The organism is Streptomyces sp. NBC_00335 (assembly GCF_036127095.1).
Classification (GTDB): Bacteria; Actinomycetota; Actinomycetes; order Streptomycetales; family Streptomycetaceae; genus Streptomyces.
Genome location: NZ_CP108006.1, coordinates 5,553,837 through 5,577,184, shown reverse-complemented (window position 1 = coordinate 5,577,184; position 23,348 = coordinate 5,553,837). Strand labels below are relative to the sequence as shown.

Sequence of the window (23,348 nt, the reverse complement as noted above, 5' to 3'; positions counted from 1 at the left end):
TAGGCATTACCGACTGGTTCTCACCGTCCGACAACGGGATGAGAGGGAGGTCATATCGCGTGACGTCTTGACGCCGTCCGGTAGTTGAGATCGGAGGACGGTGCGCGTCCGCGGCGACGGCGCGCCAAGTGCCGTCCGGAGATCGGCCGGACGTCGCCCGGAGGCCCTCCTGCGGACGGTCAGCGATTACTCCAGCGGCTGGTCAAACCCCGTCCTCCAAGGTGATCGCGAGCGTGCCGGACGCCACCCCCGCGGCTCCGCCCGCCACCCGCGGATCCCCCTTCACCCAGAGAGCAGAGCATGCCGAGAACGCCGCAGTCCCCTGGCACCGACCCCGTGGAACGTCCCCCCGCACTGCAGCGCTGGGGACGGGTGACCGCCTCGCGCTCCCGGCTCGTGGTCCGGGTCGGCATCGGTCTGGCCGTACTGGGCCTGGTCCTGGCCGCCGGGACCATGAACCGCCTCGTCCTCAGCCGCTTCGAGACCCCCGGATCCGAGTCGGTCACCACCCGGGCCGTCCTGGAGGAGGAGTTCGAGGCGGGCACGCCCAGCGTGCTGCTGATGGTCACGGCCAAGCGGGGCGGCGTGGACGAGGCCGCCGTCGCGTCCGAGGGCCGCGCCCTGGAGCGGGAGCTCGCCGGGCAGGCCGGGGTCGCCGAGGTCTTCTCGTACTGGTCGCGGGGCAACTCGCCCACCATGCGGGGCACGGACGGCAAGCAGGCCCTGATCATCGCCCGCATGTCGGGCACGGTGACCGAGGCCCGGACCAGGCTGGCGGACATCTCGCCCGCCTTCACCCGGGACGGCGCCCGGCTGAAGGTCCAGGTCGGTGGCGGTGACGAGGTGTTCCGGCAGGCCGCCGAGCAGTCCCGCAAGGACTTCCTGCGGGCCGAAATGATCGCCCTCCCCCTGGTGCTGCTCCTGCTGTTCGCCCTCTACCGCCGGTTCTCGGCCGCCTTCCTCACCCTCGGCATGGGCCTGTTCTCCGTGATCACCACGCTGGCGCTGATGCGCGGGCTCACGTACATCACCGACGTCTCGACCTTCGCCGCCAACCTGGCCCTGGTGATGGGCATCGGGCTCGGCGTCGACTACAGCCTCTTCGTCATCAACCGCTTCCGCGAGGAACTGCGCGCCGGCCTGTCGGTCCCCGACGCCGTCGAGCGGTCCGTCGCGAACGCCGGCCGCACCGTCGCCTTCAGCGGTCTCACCGTGATCCTGTCGCTGGCCGCGCTGCTGCTCTTCCCGTTCCCCTTCCTGCGCTCGTTCGCGTACGCCGGTATCGCCACGGTCCTCACCTCGGTCTTCGCGGCCCTGGTGATCCTGCCCGCCTCGCTGGCCCGCCTCGGCCGCAAGGTCACCCGCAGGAACGAGAACTCCCGTCCCGAGCAGGGCTGGTGGCACCACACCGCGCTGCGCATGATGCGCCGGCCGCTGCTGTACGGAATCCCGGCACTGGTGGTGCTGCTGGGGCTGGCCTCACCGGCGCTGGGGCTCGCCTTCGGCGTGCCGGGTGCGCAGGTGCTGCCCCGTGACGTGTCCGGCCGGGTGGTCCAGCAGCAGATCCTCGACAACTTCGCCGCCGAGGAAACCAGCGCGATCAAGGTCCTGCGCACCGGCCAGGCCGGGACCGACGCCAACCGGTCCTCGATCGAGGCCACGGCCACCGAGCTGTCCCAGGTGTCCGGCATCCACCAGGTCGACGCCCTCACCGGTTCGTACGCGCGGGGGCGGAAGATCGCCGAACCCGGTGAATCCTCCCGCCGGTTCGCGGGCGAGCGCAGCACCTGGTACTCGGTGGTCGCCACGCACCGCACGGTCGCCCGGGACATCGACCGGGCCCACTCCGAGATCCGTTCCGCCGCCGCCCAGGGCGCCGAGCCGGGCGCGGTGAAGATCGGCGGCTACCCCGCCGAACTGGGCGAGTTCCGCTCCGAGCTGGTCGACCGGCTGCCGCTGGTCTTCGAGCTGATCCTGGTGACCACGTTCCTCGTGCTGTTCCTGATGACCGGCAGCCTGCTCCTCCCGGCGAAGGCCATGCTCCTGAACGCCCTGAGCATGGGCGTGATGTTCGGCGTCCTGGTGTGGATCTTCCAGGAGGGCAACCTGGCCGGCCTGTTCGGCTTCACTCCGAGCGGCTCGATCGAGCCGAGCATCCCGATCCTGATGTTCTGCGTGGCCTTCGGCCTCTCCATGGACTACGAGGTCTTCATGCTGTCGCGGATCAAGGAGGAGTACGAGCTCACCGGCGACAACGCGGGCGCGGTGGCCGTCGGCCTGGAGCGCAGCGGACCGCTGATCACCTCGGCGGCGGTCATCCTCGCGGCCTCGTTCGCCACGTACGCCTCGTCCGAGATCGTCTTCCTCAAGATGCTGGGCATCGGCATGGTCGTGGTCATCCTGGTCGACGCCACGCTGATCCGCGCGGTCCTCGTACCGGTCTCCATGCGACTCGCAGGCAAGGCCAACTGGTGGGCGCCGGCGCCTCTGCGCGCGTTCCACGAGCGGTTCGGCATCTCCGAGGCGTCGGCGCCGGTCGCACCGGCCGTCGATGCCGGTGCCGGTGCCGGTGCCGGTGCCGGTGCCTCCGGGCAGCCCTCCACGGCAAGGGTCGGCGTCGGCGCCGACCGCGCCTGATCCATCCGGCGCGAGGGAGAGGGACATGCTGGGATTCGGAGTGACGGCGCTCATGCTGGTGGGCTCCGCCGCCGTCCACTACTACCTGTGGATCCGCCTGGTCCGTGACACGACCAGGCCGGGGGCGTCCGTGCGGCGGCCGGCCACCTGGGGGGGTGGTCCTGTCGGCGCTGCTCGCTCCCGGGACCCGGATCCTCACCCCGCTGTTCGATCCCTCGGACGGAGGTGGTGGCCGGTTCCTGGCGTGGCCCGGCTACGTCTTGATCGGAGTGCTGCTCTACCTGCTGCCGACGCTCCTGGTACTCGAACTGCCGCGGGCGCTCGCGCTGCGCACGTGGCGGCGCGCCGAGCAGCGGGCGGATGCAGCTGCGGAGCTGGTGCCGGAGCAGGTGCCAGTGCCGGAGCCGGTGCCGGTACTGGTCCCCGTGCCGGCGGCGGCGTTGGCGGTATCGGCCCCGGCCGAGTCGGAGGACCGCCTGATCGGCCGCCGGCTCTTCCTCGGCCGTGCGGTGGGCACCCTGGCCGGGGCCACCGCCCTCGGCACCGTGGGCTACGGGATGTCCTCGGCGCTCGGGGACCCGCTGATCAAGCGCGTACCGGTCACCCTCTCCAAGGTGAACCCGCGCCTGGCGGGTCTGCGGATCGCCGTCGTCAGCGACATCCACCTGGGGCCGCTCCTGGGGCGCGCCCACACCGAGCGGATCGTCCGGATGGTCAACGGGCTGCAGGCCGACCTGGTGACGATCGTCGGGGATCTGGCCGATGGAACGGCGTCCCAGCTGGGGCCGGCGGCCCGGCCGCTGAGGGGTCTCGAATCGCGCTACGGCACCTTCTTCGTCACCGGCAACCACGAGTACCTCTACGACGGGGTCGAGGACTGGCTGGACGAGATGCGCAACGTCGGCGTCCGCCCCCTGGTGAACGAACGCGTGGAGATCCGGCACAACGGCGCCCACCTCGACCTGGCCGGGGTCGAGGACCTCGCGGGGGAGGACCACGGCCGGGGGCCCGACCTCGGGAAGGCCCTGGGGGGGGCGGGACCTGTCGCGTCCCGTCGTACTCCTCGCCCACCAGCCGGTGTTCGCCGGCGAGGCCGCCCGGCACGGGGTGGACCTCCAACTGTCCGGACACACGCACGGCGGGCAGATGTTCCCGCTGACCGCGCTCACCGAGCTGGCCAATCCGGTCAACTCCGGTCTCGGCACGGTGGACGACACCAAGGTGTACGTGACGAACGGGGCGGGCTTCTTCGGCCCACCGGTTCGGGTCGGCGCGCCGGCGGACATCACCCTGCTGGAACTGCGCGCCCCGCAGGCGTAGGCCGCGTAGGCCGTGGAGGCCGTGTAGGCCGTGTAGGCCGCCTACCCGCAGAGCGCCATGCCCCCCAGGGCCGGATCCGGCGTCTCGCCCCGGAGATCCCGATGACCGGCCCGCGTTCACCCCCGTGCGGCCGGACGGGAGCGGAGCAGTGCGAACGCGGCCCACAGTCCGGAGGGCTACTCGAAGGCCCTGACGGCCTGGTAGTAGGTCCACGCGGTGCCGTCGCAGGAGGCCTTGCGGGCGCCCGAGTAGCGTGCGCAGACGCGCTTCAGGTCGGAGTGGAACATCTCGTCCAGCCGGGGCTTGGCCGCCTGGAACTCGCCCGGCGCCTTGTAGTTGCGGTAGCCGAAGTCGTGCCGGGCGCAGGCCGTCCGGAAGGGGAAGCCGAAGGGGTTGTCCGGGGACGTGGTGCAGTAGTCCGTGGTCCAGTCGAAGCCGTACGGCTCCCACTCGCCCCGGTTCCCGCGCGCCGCGGCCCAGGCCTCCTGGCTGGCCGTGCCCGGCTGCGTCCAGCCGCTCAGCACCTGCGGCTTGTCCTCGGGAACCTGCGGGGCCTGCCGGGCCGCGGCCGCCGTGGGCGCGAAGGCCAGTACGGCCGCCACGGCGCCGGAGACGAGGGCGGACATCCGGGCTCCGGTACGGGTGGGGGCCGGGGCTGGGGCTGCGGCCGGGATCGGGGCGGCTGGGGTGGGGGCGGCCGGGGTGGGGGCGATGGCGGGGCGGTGGGGCACGCATCCACTAACGAGGGGTGCCACCAGGGGTGTCGGACGTGTCAGGCGAGGGCGACCGGAGGGCGGGACCAGTACTCAGGTATGAGCCGTTGTCACTCTTGCGGCAGAGATCCGGTTCAGCCTCGGGAGGGACGCGGACTACGGCCTCACCCGCGAATACTCGTGGACATGAACCGCCGTCCTCTCGTCATCGCCGCCGCCACCGTCGGAGTCCTCGCCACCGCTGCCATCGCCCTGCCCAACCTCCCGCCCAACCCCCTGACCGACAGGATCAACGACCGGGTGTTCAAGGAGAAGGGCATGCGCTTCGCGACGGCCGCCGACGCTCCGACCAGCGGAGAGCCGACGCGCGGGGAGGCTGCCCTCCGGAAGCGGGCACGTGGGGAGGAGACGTGGGTGCTGCCGCAGTGGGTGCCGAAGGACGCGACCGACGTGCGAATAATGGCGCGCACCGACGGTGAGGCGCGGCTGCTGCACTTCACGCTGGGGGCGACCCCGCTGGACGGCCCGCAGTGCTCGGCGGGCACGCCGAGCAAGCACGCGGGGACGGCGCTGGAGGCCAAGTGGTGGCCTGCGGGCACCGGGTCCGAGGAGCGGCCCGAGTGCCGGGGCACCTTCCAGTACCAGGTCACCGTGCGCGGCAAGGAGGTCTACGCCTGGACCGACGGCACCCGGTCCCCCGGCGCGGGGACGCAGGGCGGCGTCCCCGTCCGGCAGGTGTCGGCCACGGCCCCCTGATCCGGTTCGGCCCGGGGGTGTCAGCGAAGCGTGCGCAGCTCTCGGGCCGCCGAGAGTTCCGCGAGACGGGTCCAGTGGGGGCGCAGCCAGTCCTGCGGTGAGGCGGCCGTCGGCAGACCCGCCGGCAGGCTGTCGTGGAAGGCGGTGGTCTCCGGTTCGACGGCTCGGTGGTGCGTCAGGATCGACGGCTCCGCGGGGCCGTCCGAGGCCACGGCCACGCTCCGCAGGAACATGGTGTTGGCCACCAGCAGCCACTGCGACCGGCCCGGGTCGGCGCCGGATCCGGTTCCGTTGTCGCTCGACAGTGCCCACGGGTCCGGGGCCAGGTACCGGACCCGCCCCACGCCGGTGAACTCGGCCGCCGCCGCGCACATCGAGCACGGCTCCTGGGTGCTCCACAGCGTCGCCGTGCCCAGGTCCCAGCCCGTACGGGCGGCCCCCAGCGCGTTCATCTCGGCATGCGCGAGCGGCGTCCCGCGCAGTGGTCCGGTGCCCGGGCCGTCTTCGTACGCCTCGTTGCGGCCCTCGGCGACGGGCTTCCCGTCTGCGTCCGTCAGGACCGCACCCACCGCGAGGCCTCCGGCCGCGAGGGCCTCGTAGGCGAGGGCGAGCGCCCTGCGCAGGGGCTCCGGCGCGGCGCGCCACTCCGTGTCGAAACCATGCTCCCCGTTACTCATCCGGCCATTATCGCCACGGCCTTCGCCACCGCTTTCGCCGCTGCTCCGTCGCCCTCGGCGCCACCCCGTTCGTCACCGCCACCGGCGCCTTCCCCGTCGCCTCACCCGGCTCCGCGGCTCTCGTCACCACTCTCGTCACCGCTCTGGATATCGCTCCCGTCAACGGCGTCGGCACCGCTATCGTCGCCGCCATGGACATCCGCCCCGCCCGTACCGTCGCCGAACTCCACGCCGCAGAGGCCCTCTTCGACGGGCCCGCCCGCGCGGACTGGTCGGAGCGGTTCCTCTCCGCGCCGGGGCACCTGATGCTGATCGCCTACGTGGACGACGCCCCCGTCGGCATGGTCTCCGGCATCGAGATGATCCACCCCGACAAGGGCACCGAGATGTGTCTCTACGAGCTCTCCGTGGACGAGGCCCACCGCCGGCGCGGCCTCGGCCGGGCCCTGACCGAGGCACTCGCCGCCGAGGCCGAGTCGCGCGGCTGCTACGGCATGTGGGTGGGCGTCGACACCGACAACGAGGCAGCCCTGGCCACCTACGCGGCGGCCGGCGCCCGCGACGAGGGAGTCTTCAGGATGCTCGGCTGGCCCTCGGCCTAGCTGTGTGTGTTGTCCCGGGAGTTTGACGACAGGCCCTAGCCCCGTGGGCGGCGTGTCGTGGGGCCAGTCGGCGCACCCTCCGCGCGGCCGGCCCGGGCCTCGCCGAGCATCGGCGGCATGACCGCATTCACCGCGCTGCTCCCGGCCGCCGCCCTGCTGGCGGTGGCCACCGCCCTGCCGCCGTACGCCGCCACCGCCGCCGACGCCCCCACCGCCCCCTACGTCGTCGTCCTCAAGGACGGCGGCACCCGCGCCTCCGCGGCCGCCGTCACCCGCGCGCTCGCCGCCGAGGCCGAGGCCGCCGGCGACCGTGTCGGGGCCGTCTACGACACCGCCCTGAGCGGTTTCGCCGTCCGCACCACCGCCGCCCGCGCCGCCGAACTCGCCGCCGATCCGCGGGTGGCCTCCGTGGAGCCCGACGCGGTCTTCCGGATCGCCGACACGCCGCTCGACGACCCCGTTGCCCCCGTTGCCCCCGTCGACCCCGCCGACGCGGTCGCCCCCGCCGCTCCCCTCGTGCAGAGCCCCGCGCCCTGGGCCCTGGACCGCCTCGACCAGGGCGAGTTGCCGCTCGACGGGTCGTACACGTACCCGGCCAAGGCCGGGGGGATCACCGCGTACATCGTGGACACCGGGATCAACACCCTGCACCAGGAGTTCGGCGGCCGGGCCCGCTGGGGCGCCAACGCGGTCTTCATGGAGGGCGCCACGGACTGCAACGGCCACGGCACGCACGTCGCCGGGACCGTCGGCGGAGCCACCTACGGGGTGGCCAAGGAGGTTTCGCTCGTCGCCGTGAAGGTGGCGGACTGCCGGGGGGACGCGACCCTGTCGGCCATCACGCGCGGCCTCGACTGGATGGTGAAGGACGCCCTCAAGTCGCCCGCCACCCCGGCCGTGGCCAACATGAGCCTGGGCGGCGGCCGCAGCTTCGCCCTCGACCGGGCGGTGACCCGGGCGATCGCGTCGGGGATCACCTTGGCCGTGGCGGCGGGCAACTCCGGCGAGAACGCCTGCACCGGCTCCCCCTCCGGCGTCCCGCAGGCGCTCACCGTGGGCGCGACGGACTCGCTGGACCGGCGGCCCGCCTTCTCCAACCACGGTGCCTGCGTGGACCTCTCCGCCCCCGGCGTGGCCGTCACCTCCGCCTGGAAGGGCTCGGCCACGGCCGCCGCCCGCGCCTCCGGCACCTCGATGGCCGCCCCGCACGTGGCGGGCGCCGCCGCGCTGGTGCTGGCGCGCGGCCTCGCGGCCGGCGGCCCGCGCCAGACGCCCGCGCAGGTGGCCGAAGCCCTCGTACGGGACGCCGTGCGGGACCGGATCACCGGCTTGCCGGCCGGGACCCCGAACCTGTTGCTGCACGTCCCGGCCGGTCAGTAGCCCGGCCCGGGTCCTCCGCGGGCGGCCCCTCCGCCGCCCCGGCGGACCCCGGCCGGACCACCGCGAAAGCCACCGCGAAAGCCACCGCGAAAGCCGCCCCGCGAGCCACCCCGAAGGCCCGGGCCGAAACCCCACCCGCCCCACCCGAGCCGCCCCCGGCCAACGGGTATCCGTCCCTCCGCTCCACCCGGTCTGATGGCACATCAATTTCTGTGTGCTTCGGGCGAAAGCAAGTCATTGACTTCTCAATCCCGCGACGCGTCAATGTCGGCCACCGCACCGGCTCGACCTCCCCCACACAGCGGGTGGGGGGAGGGTTCGTATGACGAAGGAGTCGCGACCCAGTGAGTACAACGTTTCGACGAAGAGTTCTGGCCGGGGCTGGCGCTCTGTCCCTGGCCCTGACGGGCGCCGTGGTGGGTCTGTCGGGCACCGCGCAGGCCGCGACCAAGACGACGCCCGTCCCGATGGACTGCGTCGCGCCCGCACCCCAGCCGGGTGGTTCGGGCACCCAGCCCTACACGATCACACTGCCCGACGGCGCCAAGGCCGGCGACGTGGTCCCGATCACCATCGACCCGGGTGCGAGCCCGGTCATCCCCAGCTTCTCGGTGACGACCACCAACGTCTCCAAGATCACCCTCAAGGTCGGGTCGACCCTCCAGACGGTCGTCAGCCCGCCCGAGACGGTCGACGTGGTCGCCGGACAGGCGCTCAACCCCGCCGCCTTCTCCGGCACCATCAAGATCCCGGACGGCTCCGAGGGCACCACGGTGCAGGTGGCCCTGGACCTGGCGGTGACCGACGCGAGCCTCATGGGCTCGGTCTTCACCACCACCTGTACCCCGAACCCCCGCCCGAGCGCCTCGCTCGGCTCGGTGGTCGTGGAGGCCCTGCCCAAGGACCCGATCACCACCAAGCTGACGCCCAACAGCGGTGAGGCGGGCCAGGAGGTCGTCGTCACGGGCGCCAACTTCCCGGCGGGCCCGGTCACCTGCTCCGCGCTCAAGAACGGCGCGGCCACGGGTGACACGGGTACCGGCACGGCCACCGCGGCCGGCGTCGCGACCTGCAACATCGTCGTCAACCAGCCCGCCGACGCGATCAAGATCGACGGCTCGATCCTCCCGTACAAGGCCTACATCTTCATCGCCCCGCAGCCGGGCGTGCAGAACCCGGTCGACGTCGAGGTCCTGCCCGGACCGCTGGCCATCGGCCCGGAGGCGGGCAACCCCGCCGTCAGCTTCGGTTCGGTCACCATCAACGGCAAGTCCCAGTCGGTCGTCGGTCAGTTCACCGCGATGGCCGTCCAGGACTTCCGCGGCGGGACCCTCGGCTGGGACGTCTCGGCGACCCGGACGCCCTTCCTGAACTCGGTCACCGGACACTCCATGGCCACGGCACAGATCGGCATCCAGCCGACCTGCAAGGTGACCAACCCGGCCAGCCCGAGCGTCTGCACCACCGGTACGCCGGGTGCGATCTCCGACGTCCCGCTGAAGGTCGCCTCGGCGGCCGCGGGCGGCGACAACCTGACCGGTGGAGAGTTCGAGATCGGCGGAGCCGGAATGATCCAGCTCCCGCCGTTCATGTTCGCGGACACCTACCAGTCGGTCGTCACCTTCTCGATCGCCTGACCCGTACGACCCCGCTCCACCCGGGTGGTGCGGCGCTCCGGCGCCGCACCACCCTTCCGCGCACCACCCCTTCGCCGCACCACCCTTCCGCGCACCTCCCCCTTCGCCCAGCGCTCATCCCCTCCCCGTCCGGCCCGACTGGAGAACCGCCCATGCGCACCCGCACCCTCCTCCTCGGCCTGCTCCTCGGCCTCGCCGCCCTGTTGCTGCCCACCCTCCCCGCGACGGCCGCGGACAACGGCACCTGGGGCGTCTTCCCGACACCCCCGGCCGGTGCGGCGATGACCGACCGCGCGTACTTCTTCCATCAGGGCGAGGCCGGCACCACCATCAGCGACAGCGCGACGATCGTGAACTCCTCCGACAAGGAGCTGACGTTCCAGATATTCGCCACGGACGCCGTAAACACCCCGGTGGGCGGCGGCTTCGCGCTGCTGCCGGTGGAGACGAAGCCCAAGGACGTGGGCACGTGGGTCGCGCTGCCGCCGGAGACCAAGAACACCGTCACCGTGCCGCCCAAGGGGCGCAAGGACTTCCCGTTCTCCGTGAAGGTCCCGGCGGACGCGACGCCCGGTGACCATGTGGGCGGGATCGTCGCCCTCAACACCGCCGTGGAGGGCATCCAGCAGGAGGGCAAGGTCCAGGTCGGGGTGAAACGCCAGGTGGGCGCCCGGCTGTACTTCCGGGTCCCGGGGCCGGTGACCCCGGGGCTGAGCGTGGAGGACGTGAAGATCAGCCGCGCGGCGCCGCTGCTGCCCTGGGTCAAGGACGCCCGCGCCAAGATCACGTACTCCCTGGTCAACCGGGGCAACGTGGTCGTCGAGCCGAAGGTGACCGTCTCCGCCGAGGGGCTGTTCGGCCGCCGGGTGCTGGACCGGCCGGCCCGCGAACTGAAGCTCGTCCTGCTGCCGGGCCAGCGGATCGAGCTGACCGAGGACTGGGCGGACGCGCCCCAGTCGGACTGGGTCACCGTCGACATCACCGCCGGCGCCTCGGCCTACCCCGACCTCGTCTCCTCCTCCGCTACGGATCTCATCGCCGTGCCGTGGACCGCACTCGGCGCCCTCCTGGTGCTGGCCGGCGCCGCCATCACCGTCCGGGTACTGCGCCGGCGCCGCCGGGCGGCCGCCGAACAGCCGGAACCCGCGCCGGACTTGGCCGAAGTCCGCTGATCGGAGAAGGTGTCCTCCAGGGGGACGGCATTCGGCCATCCCCGGGCAGGGGCAGGCGCCGGGAGGCACCACACATGGCACGACAGCACGGCGAAGCGGAGCCCGGCCGGCCCGCGCACGGAACGGTCCCCGCAGGCCGGCCCGGGGATCCCGCCGACGCGGGGATCGGGCTGCTCTCCCTCGTCGAACGGACGCTGGGCACCGGCACCGCGGTGTACGTCCCGGGCGACGGCTGGATCCGGCTCACGCTCCCGCTCGACGACGGCGGTCCGGCCCCGGTCACGGTGGACGTGATCGCGGACACCCGGCGCACCCCGCGCGGGATCGCGTACCTCCTGCCGGGCGCCGGACTGAACTTCGGCTCCGTCTTCTTCACCCCGTCCGACCTGAACCTCGCCCACCGGCTGCGCCGCGACGGCCTGATCGTCGTCGGCGTCACCGCGCGCGAGGACGCCGCGACCGTGCGGGACATCGGCCGCGACTGGGGGCTCGCGGCGCACCGCAGGGATCTGGCCTCCGTCGTGGAGGCGCTGGACGGGGCGCTGGGGCTGCCGTACCAGTACGTCGGCCACTCCGCCGGGGCCCTGCTCGCCCTGGACGCGGCCGCGCACGACGACTCGCCCCGCCTGACCCGGGTGGTGGCCCTGGACACGACCGGCCCCTACTCCGGCGACCTGGCCGTACGGGCGGCCCAGACCCAGGCCGCGTACGAGGCCCGGATCGAGCGGGGCACGTACGCGACGGACCCGGGTCTGGCGGGGCTGCTCGCCCGGGCCGTCACGGATCCGGCGGGCCCCTCGGAGGTCCCCTGGCCCCCGGACCCGGAGCTCCGCTTCACCCACGCCGGGCTCGCCCACTTCGCCCTGGTCCGCACCTCCCTGCTGCCCGGCCCGGCGAACTGGATCTACACGCAGGGCCACGCCGCGGGCTCGTACTCCTTCGGGGCCACCCCGGCCGCTGACCGCTTCGGCCTCGCCCACACCACGCTCGCCACCTGGCACGCGGCCACCGCCGCCCTCGGCAGCGGGCTGATCCCGGACGCCCTGCTGCGGGACCTGGCCGCGGTCTGGGCCGGCGACGAGAAGACGTACGCGATCGACTGGGAGCGGATCTCCGCCGAAGTGGTGTGGATCAACAGCGAACTGGGCCGCGGCGACCACACGCGCGGCGCCCGGCTGATCCGGGCGGGCGAGGGCCCGCAGCCGCGCCGCGTCCGCTTCGCCGTCGTCCCGGGGTACGGACACGGCGACCCCCTCTGGTCGCACACGGCGGCGGCGGACGTCTGGTCGCTGTTCTGAGCCCGGCCGCTCCGCTTCAGGGCCGGCCCGGAAACGGGCTCGCCCCCCGCGGTGAGGGTTGCGGGGGGCGAGCGGTCCTACGAGGCGTGCGCCCGGCCGGGTCTGCGGCCGGGGACTCCCGTCAGTGGTTGCGCGGGAAGCCGAGGTCGACTCCGGCCGGGGCGTCCGACGGGTCGGGCCAGCGGGTCGTGACGACCTTGCCCCGGGTGTAGAACTGGATGCCGTCGTTGCCGTAGATGTGCAGGTCGCCGAAGAGCGAGTCCTTCCAGCCACCGAAGGAGTGGTAGCCCACCGGCACCGGGATCGGCACGTTGACGCCGACCATGCCGGCCTCGATCTCCAGCTGGAAGCGGCGGGCGGCGCCGCCGTCGCGGGTGAAGATGGCGGTGCCGTTGCCGAACGGCGAGGCGTTCATGAGCGCCACGCCCTCCTCGTAGGTGTCCACGCGCAGCACGCACAGCACCGGGCCGAAGATCTCGTCGCGGTAGGCGTCGGAGTCGGTCTTGACGTTGTCCAGCAGCGAGAGGCCGATCCAGTGGCCGTTCTCGTTGCCCTCCACCGTGTAGCCGGTGCCGTCCAGGACCACGTCGGCGCCCTGGGCGGCCGCGCCCGTCACGTACGAGGCGACCTTGTCGCGGTGGGCCGCGGTGATCAGCGGGCCCATCTCGGAGGTCGGGTCGTTGCCGGGGCCGATCTTGATCTTCTCGGCGCGCTCGCGGATCTTGTCCACGAGGGTGTCGGCGATGGAACCGACGGCGACCACGGCCGAGATGGCCATGCAGCGCTCACCGGCGGAGCCGTAGGCGGCGGAGACGGCCGCGTCGGCGGCGGCGTCCAGGTCGGCGTCCGGCAGCACCAGCATGTGGTTCTTGGCGCCGCCCAGGGCCTGCACGCGCTTGCCGTTGGCGGAGGCGGTGGTGTGGATGTGGCGGGCGATCGGGGTCGAGCCCACGAAGGAGACGGCCGCGACGTCGGGGTGCGAGAGGAGCGCGTCGACGGCGACCTTGTCACCGTGGACCACGTTCAGCACGCCCGCCGGCAGACCGGCCTGGCTCGCCAGCTGCGCCAGCAGCGTGGAGGCCGAGGGGTCCTTCTCGCTCGGCTTGAGGATGAAGGTGTTGCCGCAGGCCACGGCCAGCGGGAACATCCACATCGGCACCATCGCCGGGAAGTTGAACGGGGTGATGCCCGCGACCACGCCGATCGGCTGGCGGATCGAGGAGACGTCCACGCGGCTGGAGACCGAGGTGGACAGCTCGCCCTTGAGCTGCACGGTGATCCCGCAGGCCAGCTCGACGATCTCCAGGCCTCGGGCGACCTCGCCCAGCGCGTCGGAGTGCACCTTGCCGTGCTCGGCGACGATCAGGTCGGCGATCGCGTCGCGGTTGGCGTCCAGCAGGGCGCGGTAGGCGAACAGCACCTTGGTGCGGGCGGCCAGCGAGGACTGCCCCCAGGACAGGAACGCCTCCTTGGCGACCTGTACGGCCGCGTCGACCTCGTCGGCGGACGCGAGGGCGACCTGGGTGGTGACCTCGCCGGTGGCCGGGTCGGTGACCGGGCCGTAGTTGCCCGACGCGCCCTCGACGGTCTTGCCACCGATCCAGTGGTTGACGGTCTTCATGCCTAACTCCTTCACAGATGGCGACGTCGCTGCGCGGCTTGCCGGTCGTACTCTTCTCGGGCCTTGGCCGCCGACGTACGGGTCGCGGTCTCGGCCACAGGGACATCCCACCACGCCTGTGCGGGGGGCGGGCCCGACACAGTGTCGGGTGTTCGGGTCTGCACGTAGACACATGTGGGACGGTCCGCCGACCGCGCCTCGGCGAGGGCTTTGCGCAGGTCACCGATGGTGCGGGGGTGGATCACGGCCATTCCGAGGGAAGCCGCGTTGGCCGCGAGATCCACCGGCAGGGGCGCACCGCTGTACGAACCGTCCACCGCCCGGAAGCGGTAGGCGGTGGCGAACCCCTCGCCGCCCACCGCGTCCGACAGGCCGCCGATCGAGGCGTACCCGTGGTTGTCGAGGATCACCAGCTTGACCGGGATCCCTTCCTGCACGGCGGTGACGATCTCGGTCGGATTCATCAGGTACGTCCCGTCGCCGACCAGCGCCCACACCGGCCGCCCGGGGGCGGCCAGGGCGGTGCCGATCGCGGCGGGGATCTCGTAGCCCATGCAGGAGTACCCGTATTCGACGTGGTACTGGTCCGCGGAGCGGGCCCGCCACAGCTTGTGCAGGTCCCCGGGGAGCGAACCGGCGGCATTGATCAGGATGTCGTCGCCGTCGACGAGGCCGTCCAGCAGACCCAGCACCTGTGCCTGCGTCGGGACGCCGTCCTCGTCGGGAGCCGCGTACGCCCGGTCGACCAGCCGCTCCCACGCCCTCTTCCCTTCTTTGTACGCCGTCTCGTACGGGGGGTCCACCCGGTACCCGGCGACCGCGGCCCGGAGTTCCTCCAGGCCCTCCCGCGCATCGCAGACCAGGGGGCGGGCGGCGAGCTTGTGGGCGTCGTACGGGTCGAGGTTGAGCCCGAGGAAGCGCACCCCGGGGTGCTGGAACAGCGTCGCGGAGGCGGTGGTGAAATCGGTGAGCCGGGTCCCGGCGGCGATCACCAGATCGGCTTCGCGGGCCAGCGCGTCGGCGGTGGCCGTGCCGGTGTGCCCGATCCCGCCCACGTCGGCGGGGTGGTCCCAGGGCAGGACCCCCTTGCCCGCCTGGGTGGAGGCGACCGGGATCCCGGTGGCCTGCGCGAACTCCGCGAGCGCCGCCCCCGCCGCGCTGTGCCGGATCCCGCCGCCGGCGATGATCAGCGGCCGCGCGGAGCCCCGTACGGCGCGGGCGGCCGCCGCCAGCTCGGTCCGGTCGGGGCGGGGCCGGCGTACGCCCCACACCCGCTCGGCGAAGAACTCCTCCGGCCAGTCGTACGCCTCGGCCTGGACGTCCTGCGGCAGCGCGAGGGTGACGGCGCCGGTGCTCACGGGGTCGGTGAGGACCCGTACGGCCTGCAGGGCGGCGGGGATCAGGGCTTCGGGACGGGTGACGCGGTCGAAATGGCGGGAGACGGGGCGCAGGGTGTCGTTGACGGAGACATCACCCGCATGGGGGACCTCCAGCTGCTGGAGGACGGGGTCGGCGGGCCGGGTCGCGAAGGCGTCCCCGGGCAGCAGGAGCACCGGGATCCGGTTGATGGTGGCGAGGGCGGCCCCGGTGACGAGGTTGGTGGCGCCCGGGCCGATGGAGGTGGTGACGGCGTGCGCGGACAGCCGCCCGCTCTGGCGGGCGTACCCGACGGCGGCGTGCACCATGGCCTGCTCGTTGCGGCCCTGCAGGAACGGCATCTCCCCGCGACCGCTCTCCAGCAGCGCCTGGCCGATCCCGGCGACGTTCCCGTGCCCGAAGATCCCCCAGGTGGCGGCGATGAGCCGGCGGCGCTGTCCGTCGCGCTCGGTGTACTGCCGGGAGAGGAAGCGGACGAGGGCCTGCGCGACGGTGAGCCGGACGGTCTGCGTCGCCTGCTGCGGCGTCATGCGGGGTCCTCCGCTCGGTGGTGGAAGGGCAGCCGGGGGTCGAGGTCCTGACCGGTCCAGGTGGAGCGGATCCAGCCGTGATCGGGGTGATCGCGGATGAGCCACTCCCGGGTCGCGCCGGGTCCCGCCATGACGTTGAGGTAGTACATGTCGTGGCCGGGCGCGGCGATGGAAGGACCGTGCCAGCCGTCCGGGATGAGGACCGCGTCGCCGGTCCTCACCTCGGTGAGGATGTCGGTCTTCCCCGCCGGGGAGGGGCTGACACGCTGATAGCCGAGGCCGGGTGTGTCCCCGTGCGGGGCGATCTCGTAGTAGTAGATCTCCTCCAGCCGGGATTCCACGCCGGGGTGGTGCTCGTCGTGCTTGTGCGGCGGGTACGAGGACCAGTTGCCGCCGGGGGTGAGCACCTCCACGGCGATGAGCCGGTCGCAGTCGAAGACGCCGGCGGCGGCGAAGTTGTTGACCTGTCGGGAGCACTGTCCGCCTCCGCGGAGCTCTACGGGGACCCCGGCGGCGGGCCCGTACCGGGCGGGCAGCCGCTGCTCGCAGCGGGCGCCGACGAGCGCGAAGCGGCCGCCCTCAGGGGACAGGACCTCGGCTTGCCCGTCCCGGGGCAGGTAGGCGAAGTCGGTGGGGCCGTCGAACACCCCGCGTCGCCCCCGTAGTCGCAAGACCTGCGGTCCGCTCCCGGGGCGCCGCCCCGGACCCCGCTCCTCAAACGCCGGAGGGGCTGGATTTCGGCCCGCGTCAGGCTGCACGTGCGAGTGACCCATCGCGCCCCCTGGCGGGCCGGTGGCCACCCCAGCCTCGCCGGCGTTCGAGGCGCCGGGGTCCGGGCCGGAGCCCCGGTCCCTGAGCCCCGCCGGCGTTTGAGGCGCGGGGTCCGGGCCGGAGCCCCGATCCTTGAGCCCCGCCGGCGTTTGAGGCGCGGGGTCCGGGGCGGAGCCCCGGTTTCGGGAAGGGGCGGGGTGGGGGAACGGCTCCGCGCAGCGGACCTCGCAGCCGCCCTCCAGCGGGAGGACGATCCACTCCGACTCCCCGCACGCGTGCGCGTACGTCTCCCCCGGCGCGAGATCGAGCACGAGCAGCCTCGTCCAGTCCATCGCCCACTCAGACACCACCGGCACGGTCCAGCACCTCCTCGACTTCCTCTCCGAACGGCATCGCCGTCGAACACGCCAGCCGCGAGGCCACGATGGCCCCGGCCGCGTTCGCGTAGCGGATGACCCGATCCAACTCCCATCCGGCGAGCAGCCCGTGGCACAGCGCCCCGCCGAAGGCATCGCCCGCGCCCAGCCCGTTGACGACGGCCACCGGCACCGGCGCGGCCTCCACCACCGTCCCGTCGCGGTGGACGGCCAGCACGCCCTCCGGGCCCCGTTTCACGACCGCCAGCTCCACCCCGGCGCCGAGCAGTGCCCGCGCCGCCGCGTACGGCTCGGTCTCGCCGGTGGCGATCGCGCACTCCTCGGCGTTGCCCACGGCCACCGTGGCGAGGGACAGCGCCCGGCGGTACGGGTCCCCGGGCCCCTCGGCCCCGCCCCCCTCCCCGGAGGGCCACAGCATGGGCCGCCAGTCCAGGTCGAACACCGTGAGCGGGCTCCTGCCGCGTGCCTCCAGCGCGGCCAGGGTGGCCGTCCGGCTCGGCTCCGCGCTGAGCCCCGTACCGGTCATCCAGAACACCCGCGCCGCCCGCACCGCGTCGAGGTCGAGCTCGTCCGCGGCGATCTCCAGGTCGGGCGCCTTCGGGTACCGGTAGAAGTACAGCGGGAAATCGTCGGGCGGGAAGATCTCGCAGAAGGTCACCGGCGTCGGATAGGCCGCCACCTCCCCGGCCCACCGGTCGTCCACCCCGAACCCGCGCAGCTCCGCCCGGAGATACGCGCCGAAGGGGTCCGCGCCGGTCCGGGTGATCACCGCCGTCCGCCGGCCCAGCCGGGCCGCCGCGACGGCGACGTTGGTGGGGGAACCTCCCAGGAACTTCCCGAAGGTGTCCGCTTCTCCGAGCGGTACGCCCGTCTTCAAGGGGTAGAGATCCACCCCGATCCGCCCCATCGTGATCAGGTCGAACGCCAACGGATCCGCAGTCATCACCACACCATTCCTCACGACCGAGTGCTCCCCGCACCCAAGAGCCTCGCACCCTAAGGTGGCCGTATGACGTCCTCACCAACCGCGTTGACCCGTATCCGCGTCGGTTCGGCTCCGGACTCGTGGGGGGTCTGGTTCCCCGACGATCCCCGGCAGACCCCGTGGGAGCGGTTCCTCGACGAGGTCGCCGAAGCCGGGTACGAGTGGATCGAGCTCGGCCCCTACGGCTATCTCCCCACCGATCCCGTCCGGCTCGCCGACGAGGTCGGGGCGCGCGGCCTGCGGGTCTCCGCGGGAACCGTCTTCACCGGACTCCATCACGGGCCCGCCGTGTGGGAGGACACCTGGGAGCACGTGTCGCGGATCGCGGAGCTCACCCGGGCCATGGGCGCGGCGCACCTCGTGGTGATCCCCTCCTTCTGGCGGGACGACAAGACCGGCGAGGTGCTGGAGGACCGCACCCTCGGCCCCGGGGCCTGGCACGAACTGACCACGCAGACCGAGCGGCTGGGAAAGCGGGTCCAGGACGAGTACGGGCTGCGGATCGTCGTCCACCCGCACGCGGACACCCACATCGACACTCCCGAGAACGTGGCCCGCTTCCTCGACGCCACGGACCCGGCGCTGGTCTCCCTCTGCCTGGACACCGGGCACTACGCGTACTGCGGCGGCGACAGCGTGCGGGCGATCGAGACCTTCGGCGAGCGCATCGGCTACCTCCACCTCAAGCAGGTCGATCCGCGGATCCTCGCCGAAGTGGTCCGGGACCAGGTCCCCTTCGGGCCGGCCGTGGCCCGCGGGGTGATGTGCGAGCCGCCGGCGGGGGTGCCCGCGCTGGAACCGGTGCTGGCGGCCGCCGAGCGGCTCGGCGTGGACCTGTTCGCCATCGTGGAGCAGGACATGTACCCGTGCCCGCCCGACCGGCCGCTGCCGATCGCCCGCCGCACCCGGGCCCACCTGCGCTCCTGCGGCGCCCGCTGAACCGGACCCCATGACCGTAACTGCCCTACGCACCCTCGTGGAGGAACACGACATGACCAGCACGCTCGGCATCGCCGTCATCGGTACCGGGAAGATGGGCTCCGACCACGTCCGCCGCTTCGGCCGGACGGTCGGCGGGGCCCGGGTGGTGGCCGTGGCCGACCCGGACGGGGACCGGGTCAAGGAGGTCGCGTCCGGTCTGGAGGGGGCGAGCGCGCACACCGATCCGGCGGCCGCGATAGCGGCGCCCGGGGTGGACGCCGTACTGATCGCCTCGCCCGGGCCCGCCCATGAGGAAGCGATCCTGCACGCGCTGGAGCGGCGGCTGCCGGTGCTCTGCGAGAAGCCGCTGACCCCCGATCCGGCGGGCTCCCTGCGGATCATGGAGGCGGAGGCACGGCTGGGCCGCCGGCTCGTCCAGGTCGGCTTCATGCGGCGCTACGACGCCGAGTACGCGCGGCTCAAGGAGCTGCTCGACGCGGGCGGCATCGGGCGCCCGCTGTTCCTGCACTGCCGGCACCGCAACGCCTCCTCGCCGTCCTTCTTCACCAGCGACATGCTGATCAGCGATTCGGTGGTGCACGAGGTGGACGCGGCCCGCTGGCTGCTGGGCCAGGAGATCACCGCGGTGACCGTGCTCTCCCCGACCCCCTCCTCGGCAGCCCCCGAAGGGCTGCGCGATCCCCGGTTCGTCCTCATGGAGACCTCCGGAGGCGCCGTGGTCGACGTGGAGATCTTCGTCAACTGCGGCTTCGGCTACCAGGTGCAGTGCGAGGCCGTCGGCGAGGCCGGCACCGCCCGGATCGGCGACGGCCACGCGATGGTCGTCCAGTCGGCGGGCCGCTGGGGCGGGGAGATCGACCAGGACTTCACGGTGCGGTTCGCCGACGCCTACGACCGCCAGCTCCGCCGCTGGGTCGCCGCGGCCGCGCTGGGCCGGGTGGACGGTCCCGACGCGTGGGACGGCTACGCGGCGTCGGCCGTCTCCGAGGCGGGCCTCGCCGCGGCACGCAGCGGCGTACGGACCCCGGTGGATCTGGCCCAACGCCCGTCCCTCTACAGCTGATCCGCCCGAAGGTCCCGCACCGGCCGAAGGACGCACCCCTCGCCCGTTTCCCGGACGACGGGGTCATCATGGGGGAATGTCCGAGATACCTTCCCCCGCGGCCCCGACCGCGATGCGGCTCGCCCGGTACACCAAGACGGAACAGGACGAGATCCTCGGCGGCGGCCCCGACCCCTTCGGCGTGGCCGCCGCCGGCTTGACCTGGCTGCCCAAGGAGGAACACTTCGGCGTCGGGTACGGAGACCGCCTGCTGGCCCACGCGGGCCTGCTGCGGCTGCCCGTCGCGATCGGCGCCGCCGAGACGGAGGTGGTGGGCGTCGGAGGAGTGGCCGTCGCACCCGACGTACGCGGGCGCGGTCTGGCCCGGCTCGTCGTCTCGGCCGCCCTCGACCACGCGCGCACGATGGGCCCCCGGCACGCGCTCCTGTTCTGCCGGCCGCCGCTCGTCGCGCTCTACGAGCGCCTCGGATGGCACCCGCTCGACGAGCAGGTCCTCGTCGAGCAGCCCGAAGACCGCTTGGTCACCATGCCGCTGCGCACCATGGTGACCCCCTTGCGCGATGACGCCCTCTGGCCTGCGGGGCCGGTACGACTGCTCTCCCTGCCCATGTGACGCGGAACCCCGGGTGCACCATCTGCGCCACCCGCGCCATGTGCCACCCGTGTCACGAGGGTTGCCCTTGTGTCACGCATGTCCGCATTACGCGGGTCTTCCGTCACAGGCGGACGACAGGCCCTCCCCTGGTATCACCCTGCGTCGTTCCCCGGGCACAACCTGAGTGATCGACAGTGTCCACGCGCCGGCTCCCCCGACGGCCTCCCGGCCGGCCCCGCGGCGTGGACAAGGAGGTGTCGAGGATGAGCGACCGACAGCTGTGGTCGTACAAGGAGATCGCCGCTCACATCCGGGTCCAGCCGGACACGGTGCGCTCCTACCGCAAGCACGGGCTGCTGCCCGCACCCGACACCGTGGAGGGCGGCAAGCCCTACTGGTACGCCGACACCATCCGCGCCTGGGTGGCGCGAAGGCCCGGCAACCGCGGACGCCGCGAGGACTGACGCGGCGTCCGTTCCAGGGGCGGGACCCTCCCGGGCCCCGTCCGCTAGCGGCTCCCGGCGGGCACGGGCTCCGGCTCTGGCCGCTCGACGGCCGGCGCCGGCTCCCCTTCGCTCAGTCCGAAGCGTTCGTGCAGTCTGCGCAGCGGCGCCGGCGCCCACCAGGTGGCCTTTCCGGTCAGCTTCATCACGGCCGGCACCAGCAGGCTCCGCACGACCATCGCGTCCATCAGCACGGCCAGCGCGATTCCCAGGCCGAGCATCTTGGTGTTGGTCACCCGCGAGCTTCCGATGGCGACCATCACCACCGCCAGGATCACGGCGGCCGCGGTGATCAGTCCGCCCGTGCGGGTCAGCCCGGCGCGCACCGCACCCTCGTGGTCCCCGGTCCGGTCGTACTCCTCCTTGATCCGGGATATGAGGAACACCCCGTAGTCCATGGAGAGTCCGAAGGCGATGCAGAACATCAGCACGGGCAGGGTGGTCTCGATGTCTCCGGTGGAGGTGAAGGAGAGCAGTCCGGAGAGGTGGCCCTCCTGGAACACCCACACCACGGCCCCGAACATCGCGGTCAGGCTCAGTGCGTTGAGCAGCACGGCCTGGACGGGTATCAGCAGGCTTCCGGTGAGCAGGAAGACCAGGAGCAGCGTGGCCAGCACCACGACACCCAGGGCCAAGGGCAGTTCCTCGGCTATGGCGTCGCGGGCGTCGACGAGCACCGCGGCCTGTCCGGTCACGGCGGTGTCGAAGGGTGCGTCCACCGCCCGGACCAGACCCACCAGGTCCTGGGCCTGTGGTCCCACCTCCTCGCCTTCGGTGAGCACCGAGAAGTAGGCGTATCCGCCACCGGCGGCGGAAGGAACCGGCCCCTCCACCCCCAGCACTCCGGGCAGGGCTTCCACCCGCCGCTTGTAGGCGTCGAGATCGGCGGCGCCGGAGGCCCCCTCGGTCAGTACGGTCAGCGCTCCGCCGGGGCTGCCGGGGAAGCCTTCGCGGATGTGCTGCTGCACCACGTGCGATTCGGCGGTCGCCGGCAGCTGCCGGTCGTCCACGGTGCCGAACTTCACGCCGAGGAAGGGCAGTCCGAGGAGCAGCAGCCCGGCCGTGGTGGCCACGGCGAACACCGGGGCCCGGCGCATCACCAGGTCCGTCAGCCGGGCCCAGCCCCGCCCGCTCCCGGCCCGGGCCGGGTCGCTCCCGGCCGGTCCGGTCCGGCGCCACAGCCGGCGCAGGTCGAAGGAGTTGACCCGCTCCCCCAGCAGCACCAGCGCCGCGGGCAGCACGATGAGCGCGGCCGCGGCGGCGAGCAGGACCACCGCGACTCCGGCGTAGGCGAAGGAGCGCAGGAAGTACATCGGGAAGAAGAGCATGGCCGAGAGCGCGACGGCCACGGTCAGGGCCGAGAACAGGACCGTCCGCCCGGCGGTGCGCAGGGTGACCCCGACGGCCGCGACCGGGTCGCGCCCGGCGGCCAGCTCCTCGCGGAACCTGCGCACGATGAACAGGGCGTAGTCGACGGCGAGTCCGAGGCCGAGGGCGGTGGTCAGGTTCTGCGCGAAGACGGAGACGTCGGTGATCTCGGTGAGCCCGCGCAGCACCGCGTTGGTTCCGATGATGGCGATGATGCCGACACCGAGGGGCAGCAGGGCCGCGACGGCGCTGCCGAAGACGAGGACGAGCAGGACGAGCGTCACGGGCAGGGCGATCAGCTCGGCGAGCAGCAGGTCCTCCTGGATGGTGGAGGTCACCTCGCGCTGGACGGCGGCCGGTCCGCCGAGGGTGACCTTCACCGGTCCGTGCGCACCGCGGTAGCTCGGGGTGATCCGTTCCAGGACGGCGTTGGCCGCTTTCTCGTCGCCCAGCACGCGGGCGGCTATCAGGGCCTGCCGGCCGTCCTCGGAGCGCAGGGTGGGCAGCCCGGTCCGCCAGTACGAACCCACGCCGGTCACCCCCTGCTCGGCGGCGAGCCGCGCGGTCAGCCGCTCCGCCTCGGCGGCGACGGCGGGGTCGTCCACCCCGGCCGTCCCGGCGGCGGCTCCGGCGTCGACGAGCAGCAGCAGGTTGGGCTGGGAGCCGGGGAACTCGCGCTCCAGGGCTTTGGTGGCATAGGTGGAGCGGGCGCCGGGATCCTCCCAGCCCCCGCTTCCCAGGCGGTCGGCGACGCCTCCGCCGGCGAAGACGGCCAGGGCGGTGACCACGAGGGCGAGCAGCAGCGAGAGCCTCGGCCGTGTGGTGACGAACCCGGTCCACCGGCCGCCCTCCCCAGGCGACGGCGGTCTTTTGACTTCGGACATGTCTCGGTGTCCCCTTCACCGTGTTGCCAAGCCACTTAGACTGGCAAACACGAGCAGTCGCTCGCGTTCCTCAAGAATGCGAGCGATCTCTCGTGTTTGTCAATCACCCACGGGAAGCAACGGGAAGCAAGGGATTGGAC

The 23,348-nt window shown here is 72.9% G+C and carries 19 protein-coding genes and 1 pseudogene; 13 read left to right on the top strand and 7 right to left on the bottom strand.

The features are described from left to right. Positions 1-336: 336 nt before the first annotated feature. The 3 genes and pseudogenes from OHA37_RS25090 to OHA37_RS25080 all read left to right on the top strand — a co-directional run bounded on the left by OHA37_RS25090 (position 337) and on the right by OHA37_RS25080 (position 3,957). Positions 337-2,637 (top strand): MMPL family transporter, encoded by a 2,301-nt coding sequence (locus OHA37_RS25090; RefSeq protein WP_266908719.1) that lies wholly within the window; start codon positions 337-339, stop codon positions 2,635-2,637. Positions 2,638-3,194: 557 nt separating this feature from the next. Further along, positions 3,195-3,536 (top strand): annotated as a pseudogene (locus OHA37_RS25085) (metallophosphoesterase); the annotation flags it as partial. A 178-nt stretch (positions 3,537-3,714) separates the two neighbouring features. Beyond that, the gene (locus OHA37_RS25080) at positions 3,715-3,957 is read left to right on the top strand and encodes a hypothetical protein (RefSeq protein ID WP_266908717.1); all 243 of its coding nucleotides are present in this window, start codon (positions 3,715-3,717) and stop codon (positions 3,955-3,957) included. A 176-nt stretch (positions 3,958-4,133) separates the two neighbouring features. Here the strand turns inward: OHA37_RS25080 and OHA37_RS25075 are convergent, their stop codons facing one another. After that, complete coding sequence (locus tag OHA37_RS25075) at positions 4,134-4,583, bottom strand: phospholipase (protein ID WP_266913076.1); 450 nt, start codon at positions 4,581-4,583, stop codon at positions 4,134-4,136. A 273-nt stretch (positions 4,584-4,856) separates the two neighbouring features. Between OHA37_RS25075 and OHA37_RS25070 the strand changes: the two genes are divergently transcribed. After that, entirely contained in the window at positions 4,857-5,426 is a 570-nt protein-coding gene (locus OHA37_RS25070) for a hypothetical protein (protein ID WP_266913454.1), read from the top strand. A 20-nt stretch (positions 5,427-5,446) separates the two neighbouring features. Here OHA37_RS25070 and OHA37_RS25065 read toward each other — a convergent pair whose 3' ends face one another. After that, on the bottom strand, positions 5,447-6,103 hold the full coding sequence (locus OHA37_RS25065) for a nucleoside deaminase (RefSeq protein WP_266908715.1): 657 nt from the start codon (positions 6,101-6,103) through the stop codon (positions 5,447-5,449). Between the two features lie 191 nt (positions 6,104-6,294). Between OHA37_RS25065 and OHA37_RS25060 the strand changes: the two genes are divergently transcribed. From OHA37_RS25060 to OHA37_RS25040, 5 genes are all read left to right on the top strand, one after another. Next, a complete protein-coding gene (locus tag OHA37_RS25060) occupies positions 6,295-6,705 on the top strand; it encodes a GNAT family N-acetyltransferase (protein WP_266908713.1) in 411 nt (136 codons plus the stop codon). Positions 6,706-6,822: 117 nt separating this feature from the next. Then, positions 6,823-8,085 (top strand): S8 family peptidase, encoded by a 1,263-nt coding sequence (locus OHA37_RS25055; RefSeq protein ID WP_266908711.1) that lies wholly within the window; start codon positions 6,823-6,825, stop codon positions 8,083-8,085. Between the two features lie 344 nt (positions 8,086-8,429). After that, entirely contained in the window at positions 8,430-9,722 is a 1,293-nt protein-coding gene (locus tag OHA37_RS25050) for a hypothetical protein (RefSeq protein WP_266908709.1), read from the top strand. Positions 9,723-9,874: 152 nt separating this feature from the next. Beyond that, entirely contained in the window at positions 9,875-10,894 is a 1,020-nt protein-coding gene (locus OHA37_RS25045; RefSeq protein ID WP_266908707.1) for a WxL protein peptidoglycan domain-containing protein, read from the top strand. A gap of 74 nt (positions 10,895-10,968) precedes the next feature. After that, positions 10,969-12,192, top strand: a complete 1,224-nt coding sequence (locus tag OHA37_RS25040) for a hypothetical protein (protein ID WP_266908705.1) — start codon at positions 10,969-10,971, stop codon at positions 12,190-12,192. A 121-nt stretch (positions 12,193-12,313) separates the two neighbouring features. On the opposite strand, the gene OHA37_RS25035 is transcribed toward OHA37_RS25040, so the two are convergent. The 4 genes from OHA37_RS25035 to iolC form a co-directional block, all read right to left on the bottom strand. Then, positions 12,314-13,813, bottom strand: coding sequence for a CoA-acylating methylmalonate-semialdehyde dehydrogenase (locus tag OHA37_RS25035; protein WP_266908703.1), 1,500 nt, complete (start codon positions 13,811-13,813; stop codon positions 12,314-12,316). Positions 13,814-13,824: 11 nt separating this feature from the next. Beyond that, positions 13,825-15,720 carry a 3D-(3,5/4)-trihydroxycyclohexane-1,2-dione acylhydrolase (decyclizing) gene (gene iolD / locus OHA37_RS25030; protein ID WP_266908701.1) on the bottom strand — a complete coding sequence of 632 codons (1,896 nt, stop codon included), beginning with the start codon at positions 15,718-15,720 and terminating at the stop codon, positions 13,825-13,827. Then, a complete protein-coding gene (gene iolB / locus OHA37_RS25025) occupies positions 15,717-16,493 on the bottom strand; it encodes a 5-deoxy-glucuronate isomerase (protein WP_443046322.1) in 777 nt (258 codons plus the stop codon). The genes iolD and iolB overlap by 4 nt, the downstream gene beginning before the upstream one ends. A 337-nt stretch (positions 16,494-16,830) precedes the next feature. Continuing rightward, positions 16,831-17,811 (bottom strand): 5-dehydro-2-deoxygluconokinase, encoded by a 981-nt coding sequence (gene iolC / locus OHA37_RS25020; protein WP_266908699.1) that lies wholly within the window; start codon positions 17,809-17,811, stop codon positions 16,831-16,833. Between the two features lie 66 nt (positions 17,812-17,877). On the opposite strand from iolC, the gene OHA37_RS25015 reads away from it, so the two are divergent. From OHA37_RS25015 to OHA37_RS25000, 4 genes are all read left to right on the top strand, one after another. Next, positions 17,878-18,792, top strand: a complete 915-nt coding sequence (locus OHA37_RS25015; protein ID WP_266908697.1) for a sugar phosphate isomerase/epimerase family protein — start codon at positions 17,878-17,880, stop codon at positions 18,790-18,792. 52 nt (positions 18,793-18,844) lie between these two features. Beyond that, positions 18,845-19,858, top strand: a complete 1,014-nt coding sequence (locus OHA37_RS25010) for a Gfo/Idh/MocA family protein (RefSeq protein WP_266908695.1) — start codon at positions 18,845-18,847, stop codon at positions 19,856-19,858. A 76-nt stretch (positions 19,859-19,934) separates the two neighbouring features. Continuing rightward, positions 19,935-20,471, top strand: a complete 537-nt coding sequence (locus OHA37_RS25005) for a GNAT family N-acetyltransferase (protein WP_266908693.1) — start codon at positions 19,935-19,937, stop codon at positions 20,469-20,471. A 245-nt stretch (positions 20,472-20,716) separates the two neighbouring features. Beyond that, complete coding sequence (locus tag OHA37_RS25000; RefSeq protein WP_266908691.1) at positions 20,717-20,917, top strand: helix-turn-helix transcriptional regulator; 201 nt, start codon at positions 20,717-20,719, stop codon at positions 20,915-20,917. Between the two features lie 44 nt (positions 20,918-20,961). On the opposite strand, the gene OHA37_RS24995 is transcribed toward OHA37_RS25000, so the two are convergent. Further along, positions 20,962-23,208 carry an MMPL family transporter gene (locus OHA37_RS24995; RefSeq protein WP_266908689.1) on the bottom strand — a complete coding sequence of 749 codons (2,247 nt, stop codon included), beginning with the start codon at positions 23,206-23,208 and terminating at the stop codon, positions 20,962-20,964. Between the last annotated feature and the right edge of the window lie 140 nt (positions 23,209-23,348).